This is a genomic window from Fontimonas sp. FW305-C-3 (assembly GCF_058783185.1).
This window is the reverse complement of sequence record NZ_JBYSYK010000003.1, coordinates 145447-162861: the sequence shown is the minus strand read 5'-3', so window position 1 is coordinate 162861 and position 17415 is coordinate 145447. Positions and strand designations below refer to the sequence as shown.

Below are 17415 nucleotides of genomic sequence, written 5' to 3'. Positions count from 1 at the left end.
GGTGAAACCCGGGACATTCGCGCGATTGGAAAGTGCAGGCCCCGGGTTTCACCCGGGCTACGACATCAGGCCGGCAGTGCGAGATGCAGCGCCAGGCGTGCCGCGCTGACGAACGCCAGCACCACGACCCCCGTCATCACGAAGGCCAGCACGATGAATTGCCAGGGCTTGCCGTAGGTGAAATCGCGGCGCCGGTTGCGCGAGTTCTGCACGCCGAAGAACGACCAGGCCACGCTGGCGGCCACCTGCCAGAGCGTCGGCGCCATCAGCGTCTCCCCTTGGGGATTCTGTTCCTGTCGCATGGTCCGGGCTCCGGTTTTCCGCAGGTCATCCTGCGAGCGCCAGTCTGCCGCTCTGCCGGGTCTGCGTTAAGCAGCAGATCGCGGCCAAAAACGCAGTACAGATCCGGACGTTGCGAGCCGACCGACGGTAACAGCGAGGCGCCGAGCAGCAGCGGCCGCAGATGTGACTTGCCGCAAACTTTGCGGCATGAATCCAGCGTGGCCCGCAGCGCAGACGCCAGCACCGCCCATCGAGCCGGTGGCGGTTCCACGCGTGCGCAGTTTCATGCTGATCCTGCTCGTCGCGGTGGCGTATTACCTGACCGGCCGGCTGGGTCTGTCGCTGGCGATCCCGCCGGGCTACGCGACCGCCGTCTGGCCGCCGTCCGGCATCGCGCTGGCGGCACTGCTGCTGTTCGGCAACCGCGCCTGGCCGGGCATCTGGCTCGGTTCCTTCCTGATCAATGTCTGGACCGCGCTGGATGTCTCCAGCGCGACGGCGCTCGGCGAATCGGTGCTGCTGCCGGCGACGATCGCAATGGGCGCGGCGGCGCAGGCGCTGCTCGGCGCCACGCTGATCCGGCGCTTCGTCGGTTATCACAACATTCTCGAACAGGAGTTCGACGTCGTCCGCATGCTGGCGCTCGGCGGGCCGGTGGCCTGCCTCACCGCATCGAGCATCGGCGTCGGCGTGCTGTGGCTGAGCGGCGCGATCGGCAACGACCAGGTGCTGTTCAACTGGTGGACCTGGTGGGTCGGCGACAGCATCGGCGTGCTGATCTTCGCGCCGGCGATCCTGGTCTGGTCGGTGCGGCCGTTTTCGGTGTGGCTGCGCCAGCAGCTGGCGATCACGCTGCCGCTGCTGCTGCTGTTCAGCCTGGTGGTCGCGGTCTTCGTCAGCACCAGCGCACGCGAGCAGAGCCGGGTCAAGCTCGAGTTCCAGGCGACCAGCGATCAGGCGGCGCAGCATCTGCGCACCGACCTCGACCGCTACGAAGTGGCGCTGTCGTCCGTCGCCGGGCTGTTCTCCAGCTCGCAGGAAGTCACGCCGCAGGAATTCGACAACTTCGCCAACACGCTGCTGCGCCAGCTGCCGGGGTTGTTCGCGATCAGCTGGAACGCCGTGGTCAGCGAGCGCGAGCGTTCGACGTTCGAGGCAGCGATGCGCGCCCGCGGCTATCCGAATTTCCATATGGTCGATCTGGGCGCGGACGGCCAGCTGGTGCCGAGCGCGAAGCGCGATCCGCATGTCGTTGTCACTTACATCCGTTATGCCGATGCCGCCCGGGGCGCGCAGGGCCTGGATGTCGAGTTCGATGCGGCGCGCAGCGCGGCCAACCGCCAGGCGGCGGCGACGCGGCGCTCGACCGCGACGGCACCGGTGCGTCTGATCGGCGACATCGAAGGAACCCAGGGACTGTTGCTGAACCTGCCGGTCCACGGCAGGGAAGATCAGTTGCGCGGCTTCGCGACGCTGGTGATCCGCCATCGCAATCTGGTCGAGCAGATGCTGAAGGACACTCGCCCCGCCGGCATCGAAGTGAGCGTCGTCGATCGTTCGGCGCAACCGGCGCAGCAGGTCTACGGCGAGACCGCCAACCTGGCGCTCGGCGATCTGGTCTACGTCGTGCCGCTGGAAGTCGGCCAGCGCCACTGGGAGCTGCAATACCGCTTGCCGGCGAGCTATCTGGTCGCGCACCGGTCGTGGGAAGCCTGGCTGGTGCTCGCCGGCGGCATGCTGCTGACGGCGCTGCTCGGCATGCTGCTGCTGGTGCTGGTCGGCCGCGCGGCGAAGATCGAAGGCCGCGTCGCCGAACGCACGCTGCAGCTACGCGCCAGCGAGGAGCGTTTCCGCGGGCTCGTCGAATCGGCACCGGACGCGATGGTCATCGTCGGCAAGCGCGGCCGCATCGATCTGGTCAACTCGCAGACCGAGAAGCTGTTCGGCTACACGCGCGAGGAACTGGTCGGCCAGCCGGTCGAGTTCCTGATTCCCGACCGCTTCCGCCACGATCATGTCGGCCATCGCGACGGCTACATCGGCGCGCCGCGCGCCCGCGCGATGGGCGAGGGCCGTGCGCTGTTCGGCCGTCGCAAGGACGGATCCGAGTTCCCGCTGGAGATCAGCCTGAGTCCGCTGCGCGTCGGCGACGAGGTCATCGTCACCAGCGCGATCCGCGACATCACCGCGCGCAAGCAGGCCGAGGCGCAACTGAACAACACGCTGTCGGTGCTGACCGCCACGCTGGAGGCGACTGCCGACGGCATTCTGGTGGTCGACCTCAAGGGCCGCATCGTCAGCTACAACCGCCAGTTCCTTGAGATGTGGAAGGTCCCGGAGGTCATCGCCCAGACCCGCGACGAGAAGCTGGTGCTCGCTTCGGTGCTGCCGCAACTGCGTTATCCGGACGCGTTCACGCGGCGCATCCGCGAACTGTACGACGAGCCGAACGACGAACATTCCGACCTGCTCGAGTTCAGGGACGGCAAGACCTTCGAGCGCTATTCGCGCAGCCATCGGGTGGCCGGCGAGGTGGTCGGCCGCGTCTGGAGCTTCCGCGACGTCACCCAGCGGCGCGCCGCCGAAGCGGCGCTGAAAGCCTCCGAAGCGCGTTACCGCGCGGCGGAGCAGACCCAGCGCGCGATCGTCGCCGGCGTGATTGACGCGATCATCAGCGTCGACGACCGCGGCGTCGTGCAGTCCTTCAACCCGGCCGCCGAGCGCATGTTCGGCTGGTCGGCGGCCGAGATGATCGGCCGCGACATCCGCCTGCTGTCGCCGGTCCAGTATCGCGATCGCGTCGACTTCGCCCAGCTGGGCGATGCCGACGTTGCCGGCCTGCGCCGCGAAAGCATCGGCCTGCGCCGCGACGGCAGCGAGTTTCCGATCGACCTCGCGCTGAATCGCATGCCGCATCCGGACCGCCGCGAGTACGTCGCGATGGTCGCCGACATCAGCGAGCGCAAGACCGCCGAGGCGCACATCCAGCATCTCGCGCATCACGACACGCTGACCAAGCTGCCGAATCGCGCGCTGCTGCAGGACCGCCTGAACATGGCGATCGTCACCGCCGAGCGGCAGAACCGCATGCTCGGCGTGATGATGCTCGACCTCGATCACTTCAAGCGCATCAACGACTCGCTCGGTCATCACGTCGGCGATCAGCTGCTGCTGACCGTCGCCGACCGCCTGCGCGACTGCATCCGCAAGACCGACACCGTCGCCCGCATGGGCGGCGACGAGTTCGTGATTCTGCTGACCGATGTGCAGCAGCGCAGCGACGTCGAGCGCATTGCCGACAACATCGTTCGCCAGCTGTCGTTGCCGATGATGCTCGGAAAACAAGAATTGGTGACGACGCCGAGCATCGGCGTCTGCGCCTATCCGGCCGACGGTCGCGACGCACTGACGCTGCTGAAGAACGCCGACACCGCGATGTATCGCGCGAAGGAGCTTGGCCGTGGCCGCCTGCAATGGTTCAGCCAGGACATGCTGCGCGCACCAGAGGAGGAACTGGCCTTGACCAACGCCTTGCACCGCGCCCTGGAGCGCGAGGAATTTTCGCTGCACTACCAGCCGCAGGTGGACATGGCGGATTGCAGCGTGATCGGCGTCGAGGCGCTGCTGCGCTGGGCGCACCCCACGCGCGGGCCGCTGGGGCCGAGCAGCTTCGTCTTTCTCGCCGAGGAATCCGGCGTCATCGCGCCGATCGGCGAGTGGGTCCTGCGCAAGGCCTGCTTCGACGTACAGCAGATGCAGGCGCAGCTCGGCCGACCGCTGTCGCTGTCGGTCAATGTGTCGCCGCGCCAGTTCCGCCAGGACGGCATCGTCGCCGCGGTGCGCCGCGCCCTGAAGGAATCCGGCCTCGCGCCGGAGCTGCTGACGCTGGAGATCACCGAAAGCCTGCTGCTGGAGAACCGCGAGGACACGGTGGCCACCTTGCGCAAGTTGCGCGACCTGGGCATCTGCATCGCGGTCGACGATTTCGGCACCGGCTATTCAAGCCTGTCCTACCTGACGCGCTTCCCGATCGACAAGATCAAGATCGACGGCTCCTTCGTCCGCGACCTGAGCGAGGACTCGGACGATGCCGCCGTCGTCAGCGCCATCATCGCGATGGGCAAGAGCCTGCGCATGACGGTCGTCGCCGAAGGCGTCGAGACCCTCGAGCAGCTGCAGTACCTGCGCGAACGCGGCTGCGACGAGATTCAGGGCTTCCTGATGTCCAAGGCGGTGCCGCTGGAGCAGTTCGCGAAGGTTGTCGGCGACATCCGCGATCGCCACGCCGGTCTGCCGCTGTTCGCCTCGCCGGCGCAGATCCGCCAGGCGGCGTAGCCGCGCGGTGACGATCAGCCCAGCAGACGGACCAGCTGCGCGCGGCGGGTCAGGCCCAGCTTGCGGTAGATCGTGTTGAGCTGGAACTCAACGGTGCGGCGCGAGCGACCCAGCTGTCCGGCGATCTCGTCGTTGCTCAGGCCGTCGACGACCCGCAGCGCAACGCGCCGTTCCGCCGGCGTCAGCTGTTGCAGGATCGGCGGGCCGCTGTCGTCGCTGCGCTCCGCCGGCGTTGCCCTGGCGCGTCCGGCAGCCTCGTTCAGCGTGACGACGTAGCAGGGCCGCTGTCCCGGCATCGCGGCCCTGGTGCTGCACTCGATCGTCGCCGTCAGGCCGGCGATGCGCGGGTGCCGTACGCTGAAGCGCGGTCCGTCGCCGGCATGTTCGCGCAGCAGTTGCGGAATCCGCTGCGGCAGCAGCAATGCAGCCTCATCGCCGGCGTGCAGGCCGCGGTTCCAGCGCGCGCGGAGCTGCTCGCACTCGCCGTTGGCGAAGAGCAGACGGCCGTCGTCCGCGACAAGCAAAGTGGCCACCGGCATCCGCCGCAGGCAATCCTCGTAGGCCAGCCGGCGCGTGCGGGTACGCTCGGCCGCGCGAATCCGCCGCAGCCCGGCTTCCAGCATCGGATGCAGCTGTTCCAGCAGTCCGCGCTCGTCACTGCTGATGCGTGGCTGGTCGGCTGCGCGGGTGATGCTGAACACTGCCTCCGGCCGCTCGTCGCGCCAGAACGCCAGATGGACGAACTCGTTCCACTCGGGATCGGGTTCCTGCTCGACGCGGCGGCGGCGGGCGTCGGGATCCTCGGAGACGATCTGCGAATAGGTGTACAGCGGCACATGCCGGTGCCGCGCGAGAAAGGGTGCCGAGATCGTCAGGCTGGTGGCCGGCCGGTAGCCGGGATTGCGCGGCGATTCGACGTGATGGATGGCAGCCGTCGGCTCGAAGTCGACGATGCCGAAGAACAGGCTGCAGCTGCGGTGCGGCAGCTGCTCCTGCATCAGCCGCAGGCTGCTGCGCCAGACGCTGTCGAGGTCCATGGCGCTCTGCAGGTCGATGACCGCGGTGTGAGCGTCGTCGGGATCGGCAATCGGGGGCAATGGCTCAAGCATCGGCAAAATCATAGCGAGGTTCGTGCCAGCGGGAGTCGGTGGAATCACCGGATCGGCGGTCAGCCGGCGGCAGACCGCGATGGCCGGGTCGCGTTCGGGTTATGGTCGTTTCAGTACTTTCTTGGATGTCGCGGCGCGGCCGCCGACGCACACTCGATACACACATCACCCGGATCTCCACATCGATGAACAGCCCCGTTCCCGCCGCCCTGACCACGACGCAGAAGCTCGACGAGCTGTTCAAGCCCTGGAATCGCAGCGACGTGCCGGGTGCGGTCGTGGCCATTGCGCACAAGGGACGCGTGATCTACCGCCGCGGCTTCGGTCTGGCAACGGTCGAGCACGGCATCGCCAACACGCCGGGCATGCGCATGCGCATCGGCTCGACGACCAAGCATTTCTGCGCCTTCGGCATCATGCTGCTCGCCGAGGAAGGCAAGCTCGACATCAACCAGCCGGTGCGCAGCTACCTGCCGGAGCTGGACAAGGTCTGCGGCGAGCCGACGCTGCTGCAGCTGATGCAGCACACCGGCGGTCTGCGCGATCCGCTGATGGCCGCTTTCATCATCAACCGCGGCACCTACGGCCACCCGCCGGAAGGATCCAGCCTGCAGCTGATGGCGCGCTTCAACGAGCGCAACTTCGCACCGGGGACGCGCTTTGCCTACAGCAACAGCGGCTATACGCTGCTGTCGCTGGTGATCGAGCGCCTCAGCGGCCTGAGCTTGGAAGCCTTCCTCGAGCAGCGCGTGTTCAGCGTGCTGGGCATGTCCGACACGGCTCTGCTGCGCAGCGACCATACGTTGGCAACGAACATGGCGACCGGGCATATCCCGCGCGCCGATGGCAGCTGGCGCCGCGGCCTCTATCCGTCGGACGAGCTGATGGGTTCCGGCGGCATGATCTCCACCGTCGACGACATGCTGTGCTGGATCGCGCACCTGCGCGCACCGGCGACCGACCGCAAAGTCGGCAGCGCCGCGACCTGGACCCGGATGACGGAACGGCCGCTCGCGCAGAGCGGCCTGAGCATGATCTACGGCCTCGGCCTGATGCGCGAGACCTATCGCGGTGTCGAGATCATCCATCACGCCGGTGCGACGATGGGCTTCCAGTCGCAGATGCTGACCGTGCCGCAGCACGAGCTGGACATCATCGTGATGACCAATCGCATGGACGTCGCGGCGCCCGCGCTGGCCTTGAAGATCGTCGACGCCGTGCTTGAATCCGACGGACTGGCCGGTCCGCGCCTGCCGGCGGCTGCCACCGGCCATCCCGCCGTGCAGGGCCGCTGGTACAGCGCGCAGTCGCGCACCCTGATGGAAATTGCGGCGCGCAAGATCAAGCCGGAACTGCCTGAAGTGCTGCTGCTGTCGACCTACAACGCGCCGGTCGCCGCGCTGTACGAAACCGATACCGGCCTGACGCTGCCCGAAGGTCCGGTCAGCATGTATGAAATTCGTCAGCGGCCGGAAGGCGAGACGCCGGCGGCGACGCTCGACGTCCACATCTGCGGCGACCTCGAGCGTTTCGAGCGCCTGCCGGAAACCGCGCCGACCACTGCCGATGTCGCGCCGGCGCTGTGCGGGCGCTACCGCTTCGCGGAATTCGGCACCGAGGTGGAGATTGCCCTCCGCGACGGCAAGCTGCAGCTCGACCTGTTGCCGGAGTACGGCCTGGCGCGCTGGGACGTCGAGCCACTGTCGACGGACGTTCTAGCCTGCGGCATGTTCCACACCGTGCCGCCGATGCCGCTGCCGAACCTGGCGACGCTGGTCATCGACCGTCGGGACGGCAAGGTGCAGGGCTTCTGGATCAGCAACGACCGCACGCGCGATATCCGTTTCGATCGTATCGATTGATGCACGGCGTCAACCCGGGTTGCACCCGGGCTACGGCGAGCCCGTAGCCCGGATGAAATCCGGGATCATCGCTCGCCGTAACTGATGCCGGTTGTGTCGTCGGCATTGCCGCCCCAATCTACGTCCAGTAATCCTTTCTGCACATAGCGCTGAAACGACGAGTGCGGCCAATCCTTCGTTGCACCGACCAGGCCATGCTTCACCGGGTTGTAGTGGATGTAGTCCACATGCCGCTGCAGATCGTCGTCGTCGCGGATTGTGTGCTCCCAGAATCTCCGCTGCCAGAGGCGGTACTCGCCGCGAGCATTTCGGGAAAGGCTCAGGCCCATCGCCAGCAGACGCATCGTGAAACCGCGTTTGATCAGACGTACTCGCGTAGAAAAATCGCCATCTCCTTCTGGCAATGCACATAGCCAATGCAGGTGTTCCGGCAGCACCGCAATCGCGATGGTCTGGAATCCGTAGCGCCGTTTGGTTTCGCGAAAAGCTTCCCGTAGCGCGCGGATGTGATCCACCAGCAAGGACGAGCGCCTGTCGCTCAACGTGAGCGTGAGAAAGTACGGCGCATTGACCGTCCGGCTGCGACGATAGAAAACCATGGCCTATCGTAGCCCGGATGAAATCCGGGATGGCGGTTCGTTGAGGGTGCGGGATTCCCGGGTTTCACCCGGGCTACTCCACTGCGACGATAGTCATCGTAGCCCGGATGCAATCCAGGATGGGCGGTTCGTTGAAGGCGCAGGATTCCCGGGTTTCACCCGGGCTACTTCAATTGCCGGTGAGCGGGTTCAGCTCAGCAAGCGCACCAGCTGCGCGCGGCGATTGATCTCGAGTTTGCGGAAGATCAGATGCAGCTGGTATTCGATCGTGCGCGCAGAGCGGCAGCGGTGCAGGGCAATCTCTTCGTTGCTCAGGCCGCGCGCGGCGAGCAGGGCGACCTGGCGCTCGGACCTCGACAGCTTCTGCAGCGCGATCCAGGCTTCCGGCGACAGGCCGGCTGAGTCGGCATCGTCCAGCGCATCTGCCGGCGCCTCGCTGAACTCGACGACGTAGGCAGCCTGCTGCTGCAGAGAAGGTGTGTGCCACTTGCGCTCGATGCCCGCAGTCAGCCCCTTGATCGCCGGATGGCGGATCTTGATCGCGCTGACGTCGGGTGCCGCGACCGCGAGTTCCTGCAGCAGTCGCTGCGGCATGTGCGCATCCGCAGCGCTGCGCGGCAGACCGCGGTTCCAGCGCTGACACTGCTTGTCGCCTTCGGCGGTGGCAAACAGCACTTCGCCATCGGCATCGAGCAGCAGCGTTGCGGTCGGCATCCGCGCGAGCAGGTCTTCGTAGACGCGCAGGCGCTGCTGCTCGGTCTCGGCGTCGCGAATTCTTCGCTGCGCGGCCGCAATCATCGGCCGCAGATACTCAAGCACGCCGCGCTCGTGTTCGGAGAGCGCGAGGCTACTGGCGGGCGCGTCGCCGGCAAGATCGGACGGCAGCTGCAGCGTGCGCCGAGGCAGTTCGTGCTGCAGGACCGTGCGTACCGCCCGCCAGAGATCGTCGAGTTCCAGTGCGCTTTGCAGATCGACAATCGCCGACCGGCTGACGGCGTTCAATTTGGGCACAGGCCACAGCGGTCGGTTCGTCGCGGCGTCTGTGCCCGGCACGGCCTTTACTCGTCTTCGTCGAGCAGCAGGTCGACCGCGAGCCGCGCCGCCTTGCCGATCGCCGCATCCTGCGCCGGGTGCTTGGCGCGGTATTCGTGGCTGCGGGTGAACACCGACACCGCGATGTGGCGTCCGTCCGGATAGCTGACCAGGCCGGCTTCGTTTCGGATGGTGACCAGCGTGCCGGTCTTGCCGGCGGTCTTGATGTCGTCTTCCGGGAAGCCGGAGGCGAGGCGGTGCGGCCAGACCTGCGCACCGAGGATGCGGCGCATCTGCGCGCAGCTTGCCGGCGATGCGGCGCGGTCGGTCCAGATCAGCTCGAACAGGCGCGAGATTTCGCGCGGCGTCGTGCGGTTGGTCGACGGTCCATGCAGCGCGCGCTGGCGGCTGAGCATCTCTGCGCTCGGTTTGGTCGTCAGTTCCGCAGTGCTCTTGACCCCGGCGTCCTGCGCCATCTGCGCAAAAAGCGCACGGCAATCGGCTTCGACGACGGTGCCGGGCAGGTCGAGGCCGCGCATCGCGGCATTGACCTTGTCCAGTCCGACCTTGGCGCAGATGAAATCGGTGGCCGCGTTGTCGCTGACGACCATCATCGACAGCGCCAGATCGCGCCAGGACAGCGTGACCGGGTCGAGCATCACCGACAGCCCGGTCGGGCCCGGTGCGCGATGGGCAACCGGCACTTCGACAGCCTCGCTCAGATCGATCAGTCCGGCATCGGCCTGGCGATACAGTTCGACCAGCACCGGCACCTTGAACACCGAGGCGGTGACGACCGGCTCGTCGGCCTGGTGGCCGATCTCGCGACCGCTGCGCAGGTCCTTGGCATGGACGTAGCCTGTGACGCCGGCGGATTGGAAGATGCTGTCGAAGGTGGTGGTCATGGCGCTGAGTTTTGGAGGACATCTCCAATGTAGTCCGCGGCGCGGCTGCGAACACCCATGAAAATACCGAAAACCCGATCCAGGCGGCGTGCCCTGCCGCTGAAAACCCAGTACTTTCACGAATAGTTGCTGCCTCCGCCGCGCCGCGAGCTCAGGCCGTGTTCGATGTCTCGCTCAAGGGGCTGCAATGATGCAATGGGCCAAGTCGGTATTGACGGTACTCAGCTGGGGCGTGACGACCGCCGCCTGGGCGCAGGAGGCCGCGCCGGAAGCGCTGCCGGAGCCGGCGCCGGTCGAGGCGACGCCGACGATCCCGGTCGAGCCGCTGGCCGATGATGCGAAGCCCGACACCGTCAGCGAACCGCGCAACGCCACCCAGCTCGACGACATCGTCGTCACTTCGACCAAGCGCGCGCAGTCGGTGCGCGACATCCCGGTCAGCATCACCGCCTTGACCGGCGACAAGCTCGAACAGATCGGCGCGCAGGAGCTGAAGGATTTCATTCACCTGGTGCCCGGCATCAATTCGCAGGACCAGGTCGCGGGCATCGAGCGCAAACTCAGCGTTCGCGGCGTCGGCCCGGACACCGGCACCAACCAGACGGTCGGTACGGTGTACGGGGATGTGCCGCTGTCCGATCCGTACGGCACGTTCTCGATTGCCGACCCGGGGCCCTGGGATCTGGAAACCGTCGAGGTCCTCAAGGGTCCGCAGGGCACGCTGTTCGGCGCGACCTCGCTGGCCGGCATGATTCGCTACGTACCGAATGCGCCGGAGCTGGGGCAGTGGAGCGGGCGCTTCTCGACGGACTGGATTTCGATCGAGGACGGCGGTGCCGAACCGACGTTCGGTGCCGTGCTCAACGCGCCGCTTGGTGACAGCGTGGCCGTGCGGCTGGCAGGGTCCTGGCAACACAAGCCTGGCGTCATCGACATCGAGAATCCGGTGCGCAACGAGGTCGATGCCGACGACAGCTATTCGCGCACCGGCCGCGCGATGCTGCTGTGGCAGCCGACCGACCGGCTGCGCATCAATGCCTGGCACGTTGCCGGCGGGCGCGAGTTCCAGGAGCTGGGCTACCTGACCAATGTTGACGGCGAGCCGGTGCGTGACGACGCGCCGCGGCCTTCGCCGGGCGACAACCGCTTCACGCTCAGCACGCTCGATGCGCGCTACGAATTCGATTGGGCCACGCTGGTGTCGGTGACCGGCTACCAGACCAAGTACAGCTTCAGCAACACGGATGTCTCCTACCTGGTCCACCCGCTGTCGCAACTGGGCGTGCGCACCGTACAGGCGCGGCGCACGGTCGATACCAGCGGCTGGCTGCAGGAACTGCGCCTGGTCTCGCCGGACGAGGGCCCCTGGAGCTGGCTCGGCGGCCTGTACGTCAGCACGTATACCGCCGACATCGCCTCGGCGCTGTACGTCAATCCCGATCTGCCGGGTTTGACGGAGCTGCTCGAACTGCTGCCGCCGGGCCTGCTGGGGCTGCCCTTCGATCAACATGGCGTCAAGGTGCCGGCCGTCAGTTTCCACCCGCTCGAGGCGAGCGAGAATGCCTTGTTCGGCGAAGTCACGCGCGCCTTCGGCGAGCACTGGAGCCTGACGCTCGGCGGCCGCCTGTATCAGGCCAATGTCGAGGGCAAGCCGGATGGCGACGAGACGAGGCAGGAGGTCGAGGGCAAGGGCTTCAGTCCGAAAGTCTCGCTGGTCTACAAGGTCGACCGTGACCTGATGTTCTACGCCACGGTTTCGCGCGGCTTCCAGTACGGCGGCTTCAATCTGGCCGTGGCAACACCGAACAGCGATCCGCGCACGTTCAAGTCGAGCACGCTGTGGAACCACGAGCTCGGCATGCGCTCCGACTGGCTGGACCGCACGCTGCGTTTCGACCTGACCGCGCTGTATGTCGTGTGGAAGGATCCGCAGGTGCGCCAGCCTTCGACGATCGGTGGCGTGCAGATCCCGATCGGCGGATTCACCGACAATGTCGGCGAGGTGCACAGCATCGGTGCGGAAACGACCTTGCGCTACCTCACACCGCTGCCCGGCCTGACGCTCGAAACCTCGGCCTCGTATATCGAAGCCAAGACAACGGTGCCTTACGTGACCTCGTCCGGCCAGACGATTCCCGAAGGCACCGAGATGCCGAGCTCGCCGAAGCTGCAGACCAGCTCGGCGCTGAGCTACGCCCTCGGTTTCGGCAACTGTATGACCCAGACGGCCTTGACGCACACCTATCAGGGGCCTGCCTTCAACACGATCGAGCATCAGGTGGAGGTCGGCGACTATCAGCTGCTGGGCCTGAGTCTGGCCGTTTCACGCATCGATCTCGCGTTCACGCCCAGTGTGAGCATTGGCGTGAGCAACCTCACCGACGAGCGTGCAGTGATTTCCGCGCTGGGCAATCCGAGCATTCCGCAGGCACCGGATCTGTCCGATGCCCTGACCACGCCGCGCCTGCGCATCTACACCCAGCCGCGGACGCTGCGGCTCAATCTGACCCTGAATTTCTGAGCGCCTGCGGCCGGAAAACCGGTGATTTCACGAGTGGCGGCCGGGTATGCGCCGCCGCAAGCTCGGGTCGGATGCGATTTTGCGTCATCTCCTGTTCAAGGGGCTGTAATGATCAAGTGGTCGAAGCCGGCGCTGGCGGCGCTTTGCTGGGGTGTGACGATGGCGGCCTGGGCACAGGACGCCGAAACGTCTGCGCCGGCCAGCGAGCCTCAGGACGCCGTGCCGGAAGTGATGCCGGAACCGCCTGCCGAGCCCCTCGTCGAGTCGGCCGGCGACGCCGCGCCCGCCGAGACGACGCCGACGATTGCAGTCGAGCCGCTGAGCGAGACCGCCAGGCCCGATACGGTCAGCGAGCCGCCGCGCGCCGCGCAGCTTGAGGAGATCGTGGTCACCGCGACCAAGCGCGCGCAGTCGGTGCGCGACATCCCGGTCAGCATCACCGCGCTGACCGGCGACAAGCTCGAGAAGATCGGCGCGCAGGAGCTCAAGGACTTCATTCACCTCGTGCCGGGCATCAACTCGCAGGACGAGATCGCCGGCGTGCAGCGCAAGCTGAGCATCCGCGGTGTCGGTCCGGATACCGGCACCAACCAGACCGTCGGCACGGTGTTCGGCGATGTGCCGCTGTCCGACCCCTACGGTTCGTTCTCGATTGCCGACCCGGGCCCCTGGGATCTGAAGACCGTCGAGGTGCTGAAGGGACCGCAGGGCACGCTGTTCGGCGCCACTTCGCTCGCCGGCGTGATCCGCTACGTGCCGAACACGCCGGAGCTGGGGCACTGGAGTGGCCGCGTGTCGGCGGACTGGGTGTCGGTCGAGGACGGCAGCGCCGAGCCGACCTTTGGCGCGGTGCTCAACGCGCCGCTCGGCGACAGCGTCGCGGTGCGGCTGGCCGGATCCTGGCAGCACAAACCGGGCTACATCGACATCGACAATCCGGCGTGGACCGCGGAGGACGTCGAGGACGCCTACTCGCGCACCGCCCGCGCGATGGTGCTGTGGCAGCCGAACGATCGCTTCAGTCTCAATGCCTGGCATGTGCGCGGCGGCCGCGAGGCGCAGGAACTCGGCTACCTCACCAACCCCGACGCCATCCCGGTGCGCGACGATGCGGTGGCACCGTCGCCGGTCGACAACCGCTACACGCTGAGCACGCTCGACGCGCGCTATGAATTCGACTGGGCCACGCTGGTCTCGGTCACCGGCTACCAGACCAAGTACAGCTTCAACAACACGGATACGTCCTACCTGGTGCGGCCGCTCGCCCAGCTCGGCATCCGCACGATCCAGGCGCGCCGCACCGTGGATACCAGCGGCTGGCTGCAGGAGCTGCGCCTGGTGTCGCCGGACGACGGTCCCTGGACCTGGGTCGGCGGTCTGTTCTACAGCACCTATACCGCCGACGTCAGCGCGGCGCTGTACGTCAATCCCGGCCTCACCGATCTGTTCGAGCTGCTGCCGCCGGACCTGCTCGGCCTGCCGATCGACGAGAACGGCATCAAGGTGCCGGCCACCAGTTTCCATCCGCTCGAGGCCAGCGAGCAGGCGCTGTTCGGCGAACTGACGCGCGCCTTCGGCGAGCACTGGAGCGTCACGCTCGGCGGCCGCCTCTACCGCGCCAGCGTCGACGGCACGCCGGACGGCGAGACCGAGGCCCTCACGTCGGAAGGCAAGGGTTTCAGCCCCAAGGTGTCGGTGTCGTACCGGCTGGACCGCGACCTGATGCTGTACGGCACGGTCTCGCGCGGCTTCCAGTACGGCGGCTTCAATCTCGGCGGCGTCGGCCCCAACACCGATCCGGCGACCTTCGAGTCCAGCACGCTGCTGAATCACGAGATCGGCCTGCGCTCCGACTGGCTGGACCGCACGCTGCGCTTCGATCTGACCGCGCTCTATGTGCTGTGGAAGAACCCGCAGGTGCGGCAGGTGTCGACGGTCAACGGCGTGACCAATCCGGCCGGCTCGTTCACCGACAACGTCGGCGAGGTGCGCAGCGTCGGCGCCGAGACGACCTTGCGCTACATCACGCCGATTCCCGGCGTGACACTCGAGACCTCGGCCGCCTACATCGACGCCAAGACCACGGTGCCGTACGAGAACTCCACCGGCGACACGATTCCGGCGGGCACCGACATGCCGAGTTCGCCGAAACTGCAGACCAGTTCCACGCTCAGCTACACGCTCGGCTTCGGCAACTGGATGACGCAGACCGCGCTGACGCACACCTTTCAGGGCCCGACCTTCAACAACATCGAGCACGATGTGGAGGTCGGCGACTACCATCTGTACGGGATCAACTTCTCGGTGTCGAACATCGGCCTGCCGTACGTGCCAAGCCTGAGCATCGGCGTCAGCAACCTGACCGACGAGCGCGCCGTGACATCGGCGCTGGGCGGTTCCGATACGCTGCCCGGCTTTCCCGATCTGTCGCAGGCGATCACGCCGCGGCCTTACGTCTTCACGCTGCCGCGCACCCTGCGCCTCAACTTCACGCTGAACTTCGAATGAGCATGAGCGAGAGCCCGGCCGAGACGCGCATCGCCGCCTTCGGCCCGACCCAGTTGCACTTCAGCGTCTCCGGCGCGCCCAGCGATCTGCCGGACATCGTTCTCGATCACGGCGGCGGCGGCAGCGCGGACGACTGGAACGCGCTGGCACCGCTGCTCATCCCGCATTGCCGCGTGCTGCGCTACGACCGCGCCGGCATGGGCAACAGCCCGGCCGACGGTCTCGGCTGCGGTGCACCGGCAGTGAGCCGGCGCCTCGCGCAGCTGGTCGAGCACGCCGGCATCCGCAAGCCCTTCGTCCTCGCCGGCTACTCGCTGGGCGGTCTGTACGCGCGCCACTACGCGCAGCAGTATCCGCAGGATGTCGCCGGCCTGGTGCTGCTCGACACGACGCCGACCGCCAACGAGATTCCGACGGACCAAATCCGCAAGGTCATGCGCCTGCTGACGGTCTTTCACTGGCTCGCACGTTCGGGCCTGGGCTCGCTGTACCTGCGCATCAAGGGCAAGTACGACGACAAGACCCGTCGCGCCGTCGCGCGCTTCGCGTCGCCGGACTTCGTGCCGAACATGGCCGCGGAGATGGATGCGATCGCCGCCGTGCAGGCCGAGGTCGAGCGCGTCGCGGCACAGCCGCGGCATCCGACGCTCGCGGTGCTCGCCGGCCTCAAGCCGCTGCGGATGACCGCCGAGGAGTTCGCCAAGGTCCGTCCGATGCACGATGCGCTTGCGCAGATCGCACCGGCGCCGCTGAGCCGGCAGGTGGTCGTCGACACCGCGCATCACGGCAATCTCGTCAACGATCCCCTGCATGCCGCGCAGCTGGCCGAATCCATCCTCGCGTTCGCGCGTAGCCTGAAGGCGAGGGCGTCGGCTTGAACACGCAGGCATTCATCGCGCCCCCGATCGGCCGCGGCCTGCTGATCCTGTTCGCGCTGCCGGCCATCCTGCAGGCCTTCATGCTGATGCCGGCCGGCGTCATCCTGCAGACCGTCTATGCGCAGGAGTCCGGCATCCTGCTGGCGACCCTCGGTGTCGCGATCATGGTCGTGCGGCTGCTGGATATCTTCAGCGACATCCTGATCGGCTATCTGTCGGACTACAGCGTGCAGCGCGGCGTCAGCCGCAAGGTCTGGATGGTCGTCGGCACTTTCGTCACGGTGCTGGCGCTGTGGTTCCTGTTCCGGCCGCCGGCGCCGGTATCGGTGTGGTACTTCGGCTTCTGGTTCTGGCTCGCCAATATCGGCTGGTCGCTGGTCGAGGTGCCGTACCGGTCGTGGACCATCGAGTTCAGCCCGGATGCGGCGCAGCGCACGCGCATCGTGACCTATGTGGCGATGTTCACCTTCCTCGGCGGCCTGCTGTTCTACAGCGTCGCGCCGCTCGGCAAGGCCGCGGGTCTGCTCGACAGCGCCGAATACAATCTGCAGATGCTCGGCCTGACCGCGATCATCGTCGTCATGTTCCTGCCGGCACTGAACTTCCTCAGCTTCGCGCGCGTACCGGACACGCAGTTTCCGCAGCCGCCACCGGCCCTCGAACGGCCCAGGGAAAGCTGGTCGCTGCTATGGAAGACGATCATCGGCAATCCGCTGCTGCTGCGCCTGTTCGGCTGCTACGCGATCGCCAGCCTGGCGCTCGGCCTCGGCGGCAGCGTCTCGCTGATCTACATGAGCAACTACCTGCTGCTCGGCAGCTCGGCGAACACCGTGATGGCGCTGAGCATTCCGCTGACGATGCTCGGCATCCCGTTCTGGGGCTGGCTGGCGACCAAGTACCCGCGGCAGAAAATATGGTCGATCGGTCTGGCGCTGAGCGGACTCGCCTACGGCGCGATGAGCTTGTATCCGCCGCAGCCGAATGTGTTTGCGTTTGCGCTGATGGTGTCGCTGATGGTGTTCTGCGTGCTCGCCGGCCTGGTGGCCGTGCCGGTGCTGCTCGGCGATGCGATCGACTACGGCAAGGCGAAGTTCGGCGTCGAATGCGCGGGCCTGTACCAGGCCTGCCAGGGCCAGGCGACCAAGGCGCTCAGGGCGGTCTCGGGCGGCAGCGGTCTGATCCTGCTCGGCTGGCTCGGTTTCGACGCGACCAAGTCCGGCGCCGACATCACGCCTCACGCCGAGCTTGCGCTGAAGTGGGTCGCGGCCTGGATTCCCGCGCTCGGCTTCCTGATCAGCGCCGCACTGATCTGGCTGGTGCCGATCGGCAGCGGCATGGAAAAGCCGAAACCGCGCGGCTGATCGCTGTGCATCCCGGGTTTCAC

General features: G+C 66.9%; 11 protein-coding genes. 6 read left to right on the top strand and 5 right to left on the bottom strand.

Features of this window, described 5'->3' with window-relative positions; all coding sequences use genetic code 11:
- Positions 1–65 precede the first annotated feature (65 nt).
- Positions 66–302: a DUF2970 domain-containing protein gene (locus tag AC3WUF_RS12195; RefSeq protein ID WP_492425903.1), complete on the bottom strand. Its 237-nt coding sequence runs from the start codon at positions 300–302 to the stop codon at positions 66–68.
- Between the two features lie 187 nt (positions 303–489).
- Between AC3WUF_RS12195 and AC3WUF_RS12190 the strand changes: the two genes are divergently transcribed.
- A complete protein-coding gene (locus AC3WUF_RS12190; RefSeq protein ID WP_492425901.1) occupies positions 490–4617 on the top strand; it encodes an EAL domain-containing protein in 4128 nt (1375 codons plus the stop codon).
- Between the two features lie 14 nt (positions 4618–4631).
- Here AC3WUF_RS12190 and AC3WUF_RS12185 read toward each other — a convergent pair whose 3' ends face one another.
- Entirely contained in the window at positions 4632–5726 is a 1095-nt protein-coding gene (locus tag AC3WUF_RS12185; protein ID WP_492425899.1) for a helix-turn-helix transcriptional regulator, read from the bottom strand.
- A gap of 185 nt (positions 5727–5911) precedes the next feature.
- Between AC3WUF_RS12185 and AC3WUF_RS12180 the strand changes: the two genes are divergently transcribed.
- Positions 5912–7588 carry a serine hydrolase domain-containing protein gene (locus AC3WUF_RS12180; RefSeq protein WP_492425897.1) on the top strand — a complete coding sequence of 559 codons (1677 nt, stop codon included), beginning with the start codon at positions 5912–5914 and terminating at the stop codon, positions 7586–7588.
- Positions 7589–7653: 65 nt separating this feature from the next.
- On the opposite strand, the gene AC3WUF_RS12175 is transcribed toward AC3WUF_RS12180, so the two are convergent.
- The 3 genes from AC3WUF_RS12175 to AC3WUF_RS12165 form a co-directional block, all read right to left on the bottom strand.
- A complete protein-coding gene (locus AC3WUF_RS12175) occupies positions 7654–8187 on the bottom strand; it encodes an REP-associated tyrosine transposase (protein ID WP_492425895.1) in 534 nt (177 codons plus the stop codon).
- Between the two features lie 189 nt (positions 8188–8376).
- Positions 8377–9189: a helix-turn-helix transcriptional regulator gene (locus AC3WUF_RS12170; RefSeq protein WP_492425893.1), complete on the bottom strand. Its 813-nt coding sequence runs from the start codon at positions 9187–9189 to the stop codon at positions 8377–8379.
- A gap of 56 nt (positions 9190–9245) precedes the next feature.
- Entirely contained in the window at positions 9246–10124 is an 879-nt protein-coding gene (locus tag AC3WUF_RS12165) for a serine hydrolase (RefSeq protein WP_492425891.1), read from the bottom strand.
- Positions 10125–10314: 190 nt separating this feature from the next.
- Between AC3WUF_RS12165 and AC3WUF_RS12160 the strand changes: the two genes are divergently transcribed.
- From AC3WUF_RS12160 to AC3WUF_RS12145, 4 genes are all read left to right on the top strand, one after another.
- Positions 10315–12645 carry a TonB-dependent receptor gene (locus tag AC3WUF_RS12160; RefSeq protein WP_492425889.1) on the top strand — a complete coding sequence of 777 codons (2331 nt, stop codon included), beginning with the start codon at positions 10315–10317 and terminating at the stop codon, positions 12643–12645.
- Positions 12646–12753: 108 nt separating this feature from the next.
- Positions 12754–15153, top strand: a complete 2400-nt coding sequence (locus AC3WUF_RS12155; protein ID WP_492425887.1) for a TonB-dependent receptor — start codon at positions 12754–12756, stop codon at positions 15151–15153.
- A gap of 2 nt (positions 15154–15155) precedes the next feature.
- A complete protein-coding gene (locus AC3WUF_RS12150; protein ID WP_492425885.1) occupies positions 15156–16031 on the top strand; it encodes an alpha/beta fold hydrolase in 876 nt (291 codons plus the stop codon).
- On the top strand, positions 16028–17392 hold the full coding sequence (locus tag AC3WUF_RS12145; protein ID WP_492425883.1) for an MFS transporter: 1365 nt from the start codon (positions 16028–16030) through the stop codon (positions 17390–17392). Before AC3WUF_RS12150 ends, AC3WUF_RS12145 begins: the two co-directional genes overlap by 4 nt.
- Positions 17393–17415: the final 23 nt, after the last annotated feature.